The organism is Mycobacterium sp. TY814 (genome assembly GCF_030755175.1).
Classification (GTDB): domain Bacteria; phylum Actinomycetota; class Actinomycetes; order Mycobacteriales; family Mycobacteriaceae; genus Mycobacterium.
The window spans coordinates 1,276,516-1,290,177 of sequence record NZ_JAUFRY010000001.1; the positions used below are offsets into that span (position 1 = coordinate 1,276,516).

At 65.1% G+C, this 13,662-nt stretch carries 14 protein-coding genes; 5 read left to right on the plus strand and 9 right to left on the minus strand.

The annotated features are described in order from the left end of the window. Entirely contained in the window at nt 1-303 is a 303-nt protein-coding gene (locus QXH22_RS05415) for a hypothetical protein (RefSeq protein WP_306275977.1), read from the minus strand. 196 nt (nt 304-499) lie between these two features. On the opposite strand from QXH22_RS05415, the gene QXH22_RS05420 reads away from it, so the two are divergent. Next, nucleotides 500-1,399 carry a universal stress protein gene (locus QXH22_RS05420; protein ID WP_306241770.1) on the plus strand — a complete coding sequence of 300 codons (900 nt, stop codon included), beginning with the start codon at nt 500-502 and terminating at the stop codon, nt 1,397-1,399. 17 nt (nt 1,400-1,416) lie between these two features. Here QXH22_RS05420 and QXH22_RS05425 read toward each other — a convergent pair whose 3' ends face one another. The 3 genes from QXH22_RS05425 to QXH22_RS05435 form a co-directional block, all read right to left on the minus strand. Beyond that, nucleotides 1,417-2,220: a crotonase/enoyl-CoA hydratase family protein gene (locus QXH22_RS05425; RefSeq protein ID WP_306275978.1), complete on the minus strand. Its 804-nt coding sequence runs from the start codon at nt 2,218-2,220 to the stop codon at nt 1,417-1,419. A gap of 46 nt (nt 2,221-2,266) precedes the next feature. Then, the gene (locus QXH22_RS05430) at nt 2,267-3,037 is read right to left on the minus strand and encodes a DUF1206 domain-containing protein (protein ID WP_306241772.1); all 771 of its coding nucleotides are present in this window, start codon (nt 3,035-3,037) and stop codon (nt 2,267-2,269) included. A 182-nt stretch (nt 3,038-3,219) separates the two neighbouring features. After that, nucleotides 3,220-3,435, minus strand: coding sequence for a hypothetical protein (locus tag QXH22_RS05435; RefSeq protein ID WP_306275089.1), 216 nt, complete (start codon nt 3,433-3,435; stop codon nt 3,220-3,222). Nucleotides 3,436-3,599: 164 nt separating this feature from the next. Between QXH22_RS05435 and QXH22_RS05440 the strand changes: the two genes are divergently transcribed. The 3 genes from QXH22_RS05440 to QXH22_RS05450 all read left to right on the plus strand — a co-directional run bounded on the left by QXH22_RS05440 (nt 3,600) and on the right by QXH22_RS05450 (nt 5,400). Beyond that, nucleotides 3,600-3,911, plus strand: a complete 312-nt coding sequence (locus QXH22_RS05440; protein WP_306275090.1) for a hypothetical protein — start codon at nt 3,600-3,602, stop codon at nt 3,909-3,911. A gap of 121 nt (nt 3,912-4,032) precedes the next feature. Next, a complete protein-coding gene (locus QXH22_RS05445) occupies nt 4,033-4,824 on the plus strand; it encodes a methyltransferase (protein WP_306275091.1) in 792 nt (263 codons plus the stop codon). Nucleotides 4,825-5,025: 201 nt separating this feature from the next. Continuing rightward, complete coding sequence (locus QXH22_RS05450) at nt 5,026-5,400, plus strand: FKBP-type peptidyl-prolyl cis-trans isomerase (RefSeq protein WP_306241777.1); 375 nt, start codon at nt 5,026-5,028, stop codon at nt 5,398-5,400. 89 nt (nt 5,401-5,489) lie between these two features. Here the strand turns inward: QXH22_RS05450 and QXH22_RS05455 are convergent, their stop codons facing one another. The 4 genes from QXH22_RS05455 to QXH22_RS05470 all read right to left on the minus strand — a co-directional run bounded on the left by QXH22_RS05455 (nt 5,490) and on the right by QXH22_RS05470 (nt 11,515). Then, nucleotides 5,490-6,698, minus strand: a complete 1,209-nt coding sequence (locus QXH22_RS05455; RefSeq protein WP_306275979.1) for an MFS transporter — start codon at nt 6,696-6,698, stop codon at nt 5,490-5,492. 149 nt (nt 6,699-6,847) lie between these two features. Further along, entirely contained in the window at nt 6,848-10,000 is a 3,153-nt protein-coding gene (locus QXH22_RS05460) for a cytochrome P450 (RefSeq protein ID WP_306275092.1), read from the minus strand. 43 nt (nt 10,001-10,043) lie between these two features. Further along, nucleotides 10,044-10,238, minus strand: a complete 195-nt coding sequence (locus tag QXH22_RS05465; protein ID WP_306241779.1) for a ferredoxin — start codon at nt 10,236-10,238, stop codon at nt 10,044-10,046. Further along, nucleotides 10,235-11,515, minus strand: coding sequence for a cytochrome P450 (locus QXH22_RS05470; protein ID WP_306241780.1), 1,281 nt, complete (start codon nt 11,513-11,515; stop codon nt 10,235-10,237). Before QXH22_RS05470 ends, QXH22_RS05465 begins: the two co-directional genes overlap by 4 nt. A gap of 102 nt (nt 11,516-11,617) precedes the next feature. Here QXH22_RS05470 and QXH22_RS05475 point away from each other — a divergent pair, with 102 nt between their 5' ends. After that, a complete protein-coding gene (locus QXH22_RS05475; RefSeq protein WP_306241781.1) occupies nt 11,618-12,253 on the plus strand; it encodes a TetR family transcriptional regulator in 636 nt (211 codons plus the stop codon). 41 nt (nt 12,254-12,294) lie between these two features. Here QXH22_RS05475 and QXH22_RS05480 read toward each other — a convergent pair whose 3' ends face one another. Continuing rightward, a complete protein-coding gene (locus QXH22_RS05480) occupies nt 12,295-13,221 on the minus strand; it encodes an alpha/beta fold hydrolase (RefSeq protein WP_306275980.1) in 927 nt (308 codons plus the stop codon). Nucleotides 13,222-13,662 lie beyond the last annotated feature (441 nt).

The following is a 13,662-nucleotide window of genomic DNA, read 5'->3' on the forward strand; positions in this document are numbered from 1 at the left end:
CTATTCGCCCGGCTCCTTGAGTTCTGCCTGCCATCGAGCGCGGCGCTGTTCTTCGCTCGCCTCCCACCATGGCGGTGAACCACGCTCCCCCAGAGCAACTTTCGTAGCATTGACACCCGCGCGGGCGGTCGACTCCGCAGGCGTTCCCTTGGTGCGACGCACCTCCCGGCGCCAGGCCATCAATATCCGGACGAGCTCTTGCCTGCGATCGTCGGGAATCGACGGGTCCGTTGCGCGCCATTTGCGACCGTCAACGACGATGTAGTGCCCGTCATCGGTGGGTTCGGGTGCTCGATTCGAAATGCGCCACTCCTATCAGCCGACACTCTGGATACCCACCGCCATCGGGGCGGACACCGAACGCCTGAAGCTCCGCCGCGGCCTTCGAGCACCAAACAGTGTCTTTGGTCCTTCGGCTTGCATCTCTTCGGCCCTGATAGTCACTACCTCGCTGAGTGATGCTGCGGGTGGGTAAATGGCCGATCAGAAAAGAGCCGACATGTGGCATCCACCACGCGGCGCGATCCTGGTATGCGTTGATGGCTCGGCCGCGGCGCTGGGTGCCGTCCGATGGGCGGCCCGCGATGCGGTGCTGCGGGGCGCCCCTTTGGCTCTGGTCCACATCTCCGACGCCGCCTTGCCGGAGTGGTTCGAGATCGCCGCGCCGCCCGGCTTCAGGCAATGGCAGGGGCAGCGGGCCCGCGATTTCATCGCGACGGCGATCACGGTCGCCGAGGAGTGCACTGCGGCGTCGGGTCCCGTGCAGATCGATAGCCAGGTGTTCAATTCGGCCATCGTCCCGACGCTCGTGGGCCTCTCCGCAGAGGTGGAGATGCTCGTGGTCGGCCACCGCGGACATGGCGGCGTGTTGGCCGGTGGCGGCCTGGGCTCGGTGAGTTCGGCACTGGTCTACCACGCGCATTGTGCGGTCGCCGTGACCCACGACGATCAAACCGTGAACGGCCATGTCGCGCGGGCGCCGGTGTTGGTGGGCATCGACGGCTCACCGGCATCGGAAGCGGCGACGGCCATTGCATTTGCGGAAGCATCGCGTCGAGGTGTCGCCCTCATGGCCTTGCACGTGTGGACCGAACCCTGGGTTTCCGGCTACTGGGGGTCGTTCCAGGACGCGACGTGGGACGCTCGGCTATCCGAGGAGGAGGAGAGCCTCGCTGAGCGGCTGGCCGGTTGGCCCGAACGCTATCCCGAGGTGCCGATCCGGCGCATCATCGAAATTGGCGATCCCGCACGGTGTTTGATCGAGGCTTCCAAGCAGGCACAGCTGCTCGTGGTCGGCAGCCACGGCTGCAGCTGGTTCCGCGGCAAGCTGCTGGGATCGGTCGGGGCGGCGGCCGTCAGCAGGGCGAAGGTGCCCGTGATCGTCGCGCGTCAGTCCTGAATCCCAGATGGCTCACGCTAAGCCGGGTTGGCGAAAACCGGCCGCTCCCCGGACATTCCAGCGACCACAGCAGCGATTTGGTTGGGCGAGCCGATCAGTCCGGTTTGCAACTCTGATTCGAGGGCGAGAGCAGCCGCGGGGTCATTGCTGACCCAGGTCTGGTCGTACAAGCGCTTCGCGGCACGGATAGCATCCGGCGACTTCTGCGCGATCTCGTCCGCGAGCGCCAGCGCCGCCGACAACGGGTCCGCGGCGGTTCGGGTGACCAAGCCGAGCTCGGAACTCTCACTGCCGGAAACGATGCGGCCAGTGAACGTCAACTCTTTCGCGACGTCGATAGGTAGGAGTCTCGGCAACGTCTGTGTGATTCCCATGTCGGGAACGAGGCCCCACTTGATCTCCATGACGCTCAGCTTCGCGTCGGGCGCGGCGATGCGGATGTCGGCGCCGAGCGCGATCTGCAGACCGCCGCCGAAGCAGTTGCCATGGATCGCGGCGATGACTGGCGCCGGTACCAACGACCAGTCGTAGCTCACGCGCTGGGCGAGGTTCGCCGGCCCGTCTCCGTCTCGGGTCAACAAGACGCCCGTGCCTCGTTCGCCGCCCATGAAACTTGCCACGTCCAGGCCTGAGCAGAAGCTCTTGCCCTCACCGTGCAGCACGACCGCGCGGACCGAGGTATCACGTCGGAGTTGCGCGGCGACATCCACCAGGCCATCGAACATCGCCTGATCGAGCGCATTGTGCTTGTCGGCGCGCACCATCGTTGCCGTTGCCACACCGTTGTCTGCGATCCGAACCCGGACTCTGTCTTCGCTCACGAAGAGCAATCTATCGCGGGCACGCAGAGCGCCGGCCGGGACCGCGCTAGGTGGCGGGGCGGTAGCGCGCCTCGGCGAACGAGAACAATCCGTAGGCGAAGAGGCCGACGGCGATCAGCCAGAGGACCAGCTGTCCCCAGCTCTGGCCGGCGAGTTCGGCCAACAACCCGGACAATCCCTTGGCGTTCTTCGGGTCGAAGGTCAGGCCGGCGATGACGAAGAAGAAGCCGACGCCGATGGCCACCAGTCCGCTGCCCACGTAACCCGCCCGGCCCAGCGCTTCGATGACCTTGCGCTTGTCCTGGCTCAGGCCTCCGGTGCGCTTCATGAACTCGCAGTTGATGGCGTGTTTGTAGATCTCGTAGCCACCGAAGCCGATAGCGCCGAGGCCGACGATCAGCACGATCCACCGTCCGCCGGGCAGGCCCATGACCACCCCGGCGGCATGCTCCTGGCCCTCGCCACCACCGGCGCCGGGGACCGCGCCGGCATCGCCGCCCCAGTTCGCGATGAGAATCGACAGCGACGCCAGCGCCGCACCGCTGTAGAGAACGCCCTTGCCCGCGTATTTGGCCCGATGGCTGCCGTCGGACCCTTCGATCGGATCACCGGAGACGGCCTGGCTGAATTTCCACACCACCAGCGCGATCAAAGCCACCGTCAGGGCGATCAGCAGGAACTTGCCGAACGGCGCCTGCGCGACGGTCTGGATCGCCCCGGTCTTACTGGCGCCGGCCGAGGAGCCATCACCCATCGCGACCTTGATGGCGAGGAAACCTAAGAGCGCATACAGCGCTCCCTTACCGATCAGGCCCACCCTCGCGACCTTGGATCTGACGTCACCCGCATGCCTCTGTGCACTGACAGTAGTTCTGCTCATCGCGTACTCGCCTCCGCCTAGTGGACCGCTGTGCAATAAGCGATTACCCACCGCGAAGGCGCGCGACGCGCACCCGCGTCAATTCATGCGAGTTGGCACAGCCCCGGTCCCGAAGAGCGCTACGACCCGGCGCCCCGTTCGGACGGGCCACCTTCGACCGGATCGCGCCCGGCAGCGCGCTCGCTCCGGCGGTTGTCATTGAGCTGCTGAATGACGCTTTGCGTGTCGCTGTCGCGCAGCCCGAAGTCCTTGCAGGCCGAGCGGATCTCGGCCTCGGTGAACATCGGCACGGGCGCCTTGTCCCCCCAGCCCCAGTTGGGTCGGTCTTCGTTCAACGGAACTCCACAGCCACCGATTGCTCCTTCGGGTGTCGTCCGACGTTACGACCAAGATATGCGCCTGACCTACGCAAGGTCTTCTTGGGAGGCCCGGCCCTGCGCAAGAGTTCCGCAAGGCGTCAGGCGCACGCTGTGGTGACCAACGACGAGAGAGATCCAACATGAGCCGACGAATCGCGGCACTCGCGTCCGCTATGTTGACCGGCTGTGGCGTGGGGCTGGCCGCCCCGGCCCAGGCGGGACCCCTACCACCACACACCTGGTGCCCAGGCCACTCGATGGTGTACTCCCGTTACGACATGTCGTCGGGACCGGGAGTTGGCTACCGATGGGACATGAATGTCTGCCACACCTGGTACTGGGTCAAGAACTCGGCCGGCAACGTTCCGTACCAGGGGCAGCTCCCGAGCGACGTGTGGGACGGAGACAATCCGCCTCCCGTCAAAGAGGATTCGTGCGACTTCTGCTCGTAGGAAGCGGCGCTGACACAGTCCCTCACAGCCGTGCTGATCGCGTACTGATAGAAGTTGTTCTACTGCGGCAGGCGTGATCGCTCAGACATGCTCGACGATGTCAGCTCTCGAAGGGAGCTTGATGACCTGGTACACCGGCAACACCACCTACGACACCGTCGTGACGATAGGTCTGGTCATCGCGGCATTGGTGATCATCGGCGGCCTGTTCGCGCAGAGTCCTTACGGCCGATTCGGCGCGACGGCGCGCGGGGTGAATCTCAATCCGAAGCTCGGCTGGTGGCTGATGGAGATACCCGCGACCGTGGTTTTCGCGATTTTCTACCTCACCGGGCCAGGCCGATTCGACGCCACGCCGCTCGTCCTGGCGGCCATCTGGCTCATGCATTACGGCAATCGGGGTTGGTTCTTCCCGCTCTCGATCAGACAGGTGCCGGGCAAACGCGGCAGCTTCAACATCGTCGTGCTCGCCTTCGGAATGGTGATCACCACGATGCACGGCTACCTCAATGGCGCGTTCTTCAGCCACGACTACAAGCACCAGTACGGCTCCGATTGGTTGACCGATCCACGGTTTCTGGTCGGGTTGGTGGTCTACCTCAGCGGATTCATCCTGCTGGTCCGGTCGGAGTCGATCGTGCGCAACCTGCGCGACAAGGCGAACCCGGGCGCAACTGAGTACAAGATCCCGTACGGCGGGGGGTTCCGGTTCGTCACCAGCCCGGCATATCTGGGCGAGCTGATCGCATGGGCGGGGTTCGCCCTGCTGACCTGGTCGCTCGCCGGAGTGATCATTTTTCTGATCACGGCGGGCAATTTGGTCCCGCGGGCGTTCGCCACTCACACGTGGTACCAGGAGAAATTCCCTGACTACCCGCCCGAGCGAAAAGCGTTGATACCCGGACTGATCTGATCAGGTCAACGCTGCGACCGGCGTTTCCGCCGCCGGGAGGACGCTCGCCGACAAGCACGATCTCCTTTCGTCGGCGCTCAACGCCGCGATGCGCGCAGGCCACATCAAGGCCAAGCCCGGCAGCCGGAGTCCGGCTTCCATGACGCGAGCGTGACCCCCCGTCGACGAGCCCACCGGCGACCATCTGCCAAGGTGGTGAGCATGACTGCACAGAAGCCCGAGATCGATTTCCCCGGCGGCGAGCCGCCCACCGACCTGATCATCACCGACGTCGTCGAGGGCGACGGCGCGGAGGCTACCTCCGGAAAGACGGTGGTCGTGCACTACGTCGGCGTGGCTCACTCCACCGGCGAGGAGTTCGACGCTTCTTATAACCGCGGTGACCCGTTGACGTTCCAACTCGGCGTCGGCCAGGTCATCCAGGGCTGGGACCGGGGCGTGCAGGGCATGAAGGTCGGCGGTCGCCGGCAGCTGCACATCCCCGCCCACCTCGCCTACGGCGACCGTGGCGCCGGCGGCGTCATCAAGCCCGGCGAGTCGCTGATCTTCGTGGTCGACCTGCTCGACGTCAGGTAGCCGCGACCAAGGCTGGCTGGCGTGGACCGAGTCGGGAGTCTTGCAGCGGCCCACCCACGCTAAAGCGTTGTGGTGCACTGCTATTGGTATCAGACGTAGCGGTTGCGGCCCGCGAGGGCGCCCATCGTCATCTGCAGTGCGTAGATCACCAGCACGAAGATCCACGGCACGGTCCAGCCGCTGGTGACGTCATGAAGCAGCCCGAAGAGGAACGGGCCGACGCCGGCAAGCAGGTAACCAAAGCCCTGCGCCATCCCTGACAACTGCGCGGTGTCCTCGGTGGTGCGAGCGCGCAGTGCAATCACGGTGAGCGCCAATGAGAAGACGCTCATACCCAGGCCGACGAGCACACTCCACAACAGCGGCGCCGCAGCCGGATTGATCAGCAAACCTACGACTCCGACAAGGCCGATGACACCCAGCGCGACTATCCAGCCGCTCTGGCTGCCGGATCGAGCCGCCATCGGCGCGAGGAAAATGCTGATCGGCACGGCGATCAGCGACATCAGGCCGACAAGCATCCCCGCGGTCGCCTTGGGCACACCGCTGTCGATGAACACCTCGGGCAGCCAGCCCAACATGATGTATGCGAGTGTGGACTGGAAGCCGAAGAACAGAGTTACCATCCACGCCAAGCGATTTCGTAGCAGCGATCCGCCTGTGGGACGGGCCGGCAGCTCGGCAGAGCTCACTCGCGCGGCACCCACAAGCCACGCGATCAGGGCCAGCAGCGCGAGGGCGGCCCAGCCGCCGAGCGCGCCACGCCAACTACCGAACGCAGACTCCATCGGCGGTGTCAGCGCCGACCCCATCGCGCCGCCACCCTGCAGGGCAGCGGTGTAAATGCCCGTCATCACCCCGATCTGAGCGGGGAACGACCCCTTGATGACCACCGGGATCAACACGTTGATCAATGCGATGCCGCCGGTGGCCACCACAGTGCCTGAGATGACAACGGAGGGTCCGTCGAGTACGCGCAACAGCAGGCCGACGACCAGTGTCACCAACGCGGCGCTGATGGCGTGCTGCAGTCCGATCCGGCGGGCCAGCCACGGCGCAGCGAGTCCGGCGGCGGCAAAACACAGTCCGGGCAGCGTGGTGAGCACTCCGGCCCAGGTGGCCGACGCGCCAAGCGATTCGCGCATCACGCCGAGTAGCGGCCCCACGCTGGTAAGCGCGGGTCGCAGGTTCAGCGCCGTAAGCACCACCGCGGCGATCAGCAGGCCACCGCCCGCTACCTTGACGGCCGGGCGGATCTCGTCAAGAGTGGCTGCGCCGTAATCGGCTTCGGCGCGCATGTCTGCCACTTCACAACTCATTGAACTCTTCGGTGAATGAACCATCGGCACGCGTATACCCCGATGAGCCGAGTCTCAGCGAGGCGCTGGGTGTGGACCGCAGCACAGTGCGAGAGGCGGTGCGCGCCTGACACACGCCGGAACCTGTTTCAGCCGGCCCACACATCCTCGACGTAGTGGTCCGATTCGATGAGACCGTTCAGCCAGTTGCGGGCCTGGGCTTCGTCAGCGCCCGTCCGTGCGCGGTAAATGTCGAGGAACGACCCGCGAACCGCGGGCGCCATCCGCGCGCCGTCACCACAGATGTAGACGTGGGCGTCCTTGTCCGGGTCACCCAACAGGTTCCAGACGTCGTCGGCGTCCGCGGTGATCCGGTCCTGCACGTAGCGAACCCCGTTTTGCGGCGCCCGAGAGAAGGCCGGGCGCATCTGCACGATGCCCAGGGCCTCGGCCTGTTCGAACCGGTCTCGGAAGATGTAGTCGACCTCCGGGTCACGCACCCCGAAAAAGCACAACGCAGGCTCCACCGGCGCTCCGGCCTCCTGTGCGGCCAGCCGGTCGCCGAGGAAACCGAGGAACGGTGCGACGCCGGTACCGGCACTGACCAGTATCACGTTCTTGGCCGGATCGGCACCGGCCCGGAACGCCTGACGGGCCGGGTCAACCCGCGCACGGATGGTTTGTCCTGGTTGAACTGTCGCGAGGTAGTTGGACGCGACACCTTTGAACAAACCGCGCCCCGAGCGAGCCGGCGCATCAAGCACGCTGACGACCAGTCCGACCGTGCGTGGTGACCGCAGTGACGACGATGCGATGGAATAGTGCCGCGGCACCATGGGGTCGAGCAGTTCGAGAAGTTCGGCGCCGGTGAGAACGCAAGCCGGATATTCGTCGAGGCATTCCAGCACGCTCAGCGGGCAGCCGTCTGGGGCCTCGGCGAGTTCGGTAAGCCGCTGACGCTCGGCGGGATTGCTGTTGGCCGTCGCGAGACTGCGCAATTGGCTGCTAGTAGCCGGCTTCTGCAATTCGACGAAGTGCGTCAGCAGTTCTCGAACGCTGACCTCTCGGTCCAGCGCGATGAGCCGTCGTGAGCTGCGCCGCGGGTTGATTGCCAGCCGCAGTCCCGGGTCGAGGCCCAGTTGGGTCAGAACGGTGTCGACCACCTCGGGCGGGTTGTCGGCCATCACCGTGAGGTGGTCACCCGTTTGGTAGTCGACGCCGTCGGGAAGTTCCACGCGCACATTGGTTTTGGCTTGCCCAAGCCCGGGGCTGACCAGTTCGGTTCTCTCGACGACCGTCATCGGGATCACCGACGAACGTGCGTCCATTGCCGCCGTCACCGGACCCACGATCTGGCGGAGTTCGTAGAGCGGTTCGGCCGCATCCGTGAGCGGGGCGGCGTCGGGGTCACCGAAGCGTTCCGCCAACGACGACCACAGCGCGGCGGCGAACTCCTCGATCGTGCCAACCATGTCCCCCGAGGTGTCGGCCGCTGCCAGCGGAACCAATCGGTTGGCCTGCAACTCGCCGAGGCGCTCGTCGATGCGCCGCGGGACCGCCTGGTAGGTGTCGGCCCAATTGTGGTCACCCACCCCAAGGACTGCCACGTTGGGTGTCGGGTTCAGCGTGGTATCGGTGTCGAGCAGCCAGCTGAGGAAGGCCCGCGCATCGTCAGTCGGCTGCCCGTTATAAGACGAGGCGATGATCACGACGGCCTCGGCTTCGGGGAAACCACCCGCGGCGTCGTCGAGCGGCGCCACGGTCGTCACGCAGCCTAAAGCCGTTGCATCGTCGGCGAATTGGCGGGCCAGAGCGCGGCAGGTGCCGAGGTTGGAGCCGTGCAAGATGGCCAGCCTGGTACCGGCCGTGATGGCCGTGGGGTGCTGCGCCGCACTCTGCGCACCGCCCGCCTCAACGCCGGGTGTGTCGGTCTTGCGGTCCTGTGCGGTGCGCCGGAGGACATCGAGCCGGAAGCCGATCGGCCGGCGACTGTTCGGCGTTTCCCACTGCGGCACATAGTGATAAGCGTCGATGAGACGATACCGATGTATCACCCGGGCAAGTGCCATGGCGGCCTCGTGCAGCGCGAATTGGCGGCCGATGCAGGATCGCGCACCGGTTCCGAAAGGTTTGAAGAGCGCGGTCGGCCTGCCCGCCGAGCGTTCGGGAGCGAAGCGGTCGGGATCGAAGAATTCCACATTGTCGCCCCACTGCGGCTGGCGATGCAATGCGCCGGTGAGTACCGTGACCGCCTCGCCGCGTTTGATCGGGTACTTGCCACCGATCACCGTGTCTTCCAACGCCATTCGATCGAACTGCAACACCGGCGGGGAAAGTCGCAAAGTTTCCTCGATGACCTGCCGCAGATAGGTCAGCTTGCCGATGTCGTCGTAGCCGGGCAGGTAGTCGTCTTCGGGTCCGAAAACGGTGTCCACCTCGGCCTGCACCCGATGCAACACCGCCGGACTGCTGACGATGTTGAACAGCGCATTGGGCATCAACTCCGACGTGGTGAGTTGACCGGCGATCAAAAAAGTCAGGATCTGGTTGCGGATGTTGTCGGTCTGCAGAACCGGATTGCCGTGCGGGTCTCGTTGCAGCATCAGCGACAACAGATCCTCGGACTCACGCCCACCGGATTGATGCTCGGCTATGAGCCCGTCGATGAACGCGTGCAAGGTGGCCAATTCCTCGTTGAACACCGGCGTCGCCGTCCCAGATCCCAACTCACCCATAGCCGTCGTGAAGCTCTGCGGGATCGGAGCCAGGCCCGGGCACTCGAAAGAGTCGAAACGCGAACCGAATCCGGCCAGCGCCACGGTGTCCATCGCCAGCTTCTGCAAGTCGTTCGACACATCGACCGGTCCGACTCCCACGCTGGCGTCCCACCGGTCGATCAGCTTGCAGTTGATGTCCAGCATCGAGCCGTGATACGCGCGCAATCCCGCGTAACTGAAACCCGGTAACAGCACATCGTGCGCCTTTTGCCAGTTGGGCTCGCCGTGGTAGGCCGTGAACAGACCGTCACCGGCCAGCGGCCTGACTCGGGCCAGGGTTGCCGTCAGGTTCTTGGCGAACCGGCTTTCGTCGCACAACTCGGTCACGAGTTCCAGCGAGCACGCGTAGAGCTTTCTGATACCGCCGCCGAAGTCCGCATAGAACAACGGGCCATGCAATTCACCGAGTAGGTCCACGGGCAATGCCCGGGGCCGGCCTACTAATTGGTCGGGGCCGGGCAGGGGTCCCTCGGCCGAGGGGACACCGGGAAGGTCCGGGGGCGGCGACGGATGAAACTCACTCATGTCGGCAGCATAGGTTTCGACCCAGTTCGTCGCTCGGAAAACCTCAGTCCTCGACGATGCTGAGCGCCTGCGTCGGGCAGCTCTCGCACGCCTGCTCGAGATCCCCGCGCCGGTCGGCACCGATGTCCTCGATCAAAATGTTCATGACGCCGTCGGGTCCGACCTCGAAGATGTCGGGGGCGACGGCCTCGCACAGTCCGATCGAGGAGCACTTCGTGCGATCGACGACGACTTTCATTTCTTCGTCTCGGGGGTGAACTCCACGCGCATGGACAACACGGTGTGGAAGAAGTTGCCGGTGCCCAACTCCGGCTCACCGACCGTGTGGATGTCGGGCAGGCGGGTCAACAGTTCCCGGAAGGTGACTGACAGCTGCCGGCGGGCCAGTTGTGCGCCCAGGCAATGGTGGATCCCTCCGCCACCGAAGGCGACGTGCTTATTCGGCGAACGCGAAAGATCAAGCCGCTCAGGATGATCGAACACCTCGGTGTCCTGGTTGGCCGAGGAGTAGAACATGATCACCTTGTCGCCCTGAGTGATGTGCTGACCACCCAGTTCGGTGTCGTGCGCGGCGGTGCGCCGGAACGTCATGATCGGGGTGGCCCACCGGACGATCTCCTCGATGGCCAGTGGCATCCGACCGTCGAGATCCTCCATCAGCCAGGCCCGCTGCTCCGGGAAGTCGGTGAGCGCTTTCATGCCGTGCGACGTGGACTGCCGCGTGGTGTCGTTGCCGGCGACGATCAACAGGAAGAAGATCGACGAAATCTCCTCGTCGGTCAGCCGTTCGCCGTCGACCTCGGCCTGCACCAGTGCGGTGACCAGATCGTCCTCGGGCTTGCGCCGCCGTGCTTCGACAAGTTCCATCGCAATGGCGTTCACCGTTACGATCGCCTGCGCCACCCGGGCCAGCGGTTCGGACCCCTCCAGCAGCCGCGGATCACGCCAGCCGTCGACGAACTCCGACTCGTGAGCGATAGTGCGCCGGTGCTCCTCGGGGATGCCCGCCATATCGCAGATGTTGTGCATCGGGACCAGCCTGGCTACCTCATTGACGAAGTCCGCCTCGCCCTTGTCGGCGATGCCGTCGACCACGCGCCGGGCATTGGCCACGATGTGATCGTCGATGCGCGCCAACTGTTTTGGGGTGAACGCCGCGGCCATCAGCCGCCGCAACTTCGTGTGCCGCGGCGGGTCCATCGCGATGAACCCCTGGGCCGCGTCCAGCATCTCCTTGGGAATCGACTCGAACGCGATGCCCTCGCCGGACAGGAAGTCCTGCGGCCGCCGGGTGACCTCGACCAGATCGGCGTGCCGCACTACGGCCCAGAAGCCCTGATCGTTGGCATCCTCGAACAGTCCGTTGTTTACCGGCCGGTGCCACGAGATCGGGCGCTCGGCGCGCAGTTCGGCGAACGTCTTCTCGCGGTCCCGCCAGGTGCCGGACCAGAAAGCCAGCGACGACAGATCGGCGGGATCGTACGGACGCTCTGTTCGCGTATAGGCGAGAGTCATGGTGCCTCCAAAGCATTGTGGTATCCGTCACCGTAGACAATAATCTGAAAATGTCGACAGCAATCGACAATCTTCGATTTTCGTCAGCTAGACTCCCTCTTGATGACCGTCGTAGACCTCCGCGCCGAAACCCGCGCCTATGGCCGCTCCCGCCTGCGCGAACTGGCCCTCGACGCAGCGCGGGACGTGGTTCTCGACCGCGGATGGTCGGCGGTGCGGATGGGTGCGATCGCCACCGCCATCGGCGTCAGTCGCGCCAGTGTGCACGCGGAGTTCGGGACCAAAGACGATCTGGGGCAGGCACTGGTGCTGCGCGAGGTGCGCATCTTTTTCGAGGAGATGAGCAACCGCTTGGCACAACGCCCCGGCGACCTGCCCGGCGCGATAGGGGACGCCGTCAGCTACATGCTTGACGAGACGCGCGACAATCCGCTGCTGCAGACCATCCTGACCCGCGCCCCGGTCGACGGCGACACGTCGTTGTTGCCGCTAGTGACGACTCGCGGTGAACCCCTGATCGCGGACGCCGTGGCAATCCTGAGCACCTGGTTGACCGATCAGTGGCCGGAGCTCCCCGCCTCCGATGTTGATCTGATGGCGGAATCCGTTGTGCGAACGGGCTTGAGCCACATCCTGACGCAGACCGAGCCGAAGGACGACGTCGCACGGAATCTCGCCCTGCTGGCATGCCGATGCCTGAAATTCCCCGATCCTGACTCCGGCCGGACTCCTCGGTAGATCGCCGACACAAACCCCGCCCGCGCGGAGTTCATCGAACGCTAAGTGCTGCCGGATTGCTCCGCGGCGCTCGTGTCAGCTGTCTGCTGACCGATGAACTCCACGCCGGCACGAATTGCGGGGCGGTGGCGCAAGATTCGATAGTGCGCCAACCTTCCGAGCCCTCGCGTTGTCAGTAGGCGCGCGCCCGGCCATGCGGTGGCCACGCGTTCACTGGCTGCATGGGGACTGTCCGGGTCGTCAGGGTCATGAATGAGAAGCAGCGGCGGATAGTTCGCAAGTCGACCGGTCCACGTCATGTTCGTCTCGTGCAGCTGCATCCCGATCCGCGCTTCGAGACGACGATGCAGGCCCGAGCGGATCCGTCGGCCGAAGTTGTGACGAGCGGCGAATAAATCGAGATAGAGCGGGAATTCGCCCATGGGCGCCAAGAAGACCAAGCGCCCTACCTGTGCACCCTGAGCCGCCGCAAGTACCGTCGAGTTCGCTCCGAGCGAGTGAGCGACCACCGCGTGCGCCGACCCATGAGCCTCGATCATGGCCTTGATCGCATGGGCACACTCGATCGCAGTGGTGCGCCCGGGCGCGAGTGCACCCCGTTCCGATTCGTTGTGGCTGGGCAAGTCGAACGCAACGACCCGATACCCCGCCTCAACGAGCGGTTTGACGAACACTGCCAAATGTGCGCGCTGGCCGCCCCAACCGTGAACCAGATACACCGGCGGCCCCTCGCCCCACTCCTCCCCGGCGACCCGGTGCCCGTCCCAGAACGCTTCTACCTGTCTCCCCGGTGGAACACCCGGCGGCATCCGCAGACTCGACTCAAGAACCGGCGGGGTGCACCACAACTCGACCGCCCACCGCGATCCCAACGACGGCGCCAACCGCTCAAGCAACCAGAAACGTCGGCGCACCGAGTCAGCCACGGGCGGCAGCACGCCGGAGCCTTCAATATCGAGCGGCGCCATCCCGCCAGCCGCTGCCTGCGCAGTTGCTGCTCCGGTTTCGCCTGCCGTCACAAGCCGCGACCTTTGTCAGCCCGCACAATCCGAAGGGCGGCGATACTGGCGAGCGTTTGGACATTGCGGGGCAGGTCAGCTACCGGCACTGGTCGGACTCGTAGGACTGGTCGTGGTCGTGGGAATCTTCGTGCTCGTAGGACTCGTCGTGCTCGTAGGACCGGTCGTGCTCGTAGGACCGGTCGTGCTCGTAGGACCGGTCGTGCTCGTAGAAGCTTTCGGGCTAGTAGGACTTGTCGGGGTAGTAGAACTTGTCGGGCTGGTAGGACTCGTGGGAGTGGGACTCGCAAGGCCTGGACCTTCGCCGCACCAGTCCTGCACATCCTTCGGGTACTGCTCGAGCGGTAGAGGGCAACGTTGCCCCGGCGGGAAATTGACGCCGGCATTGAC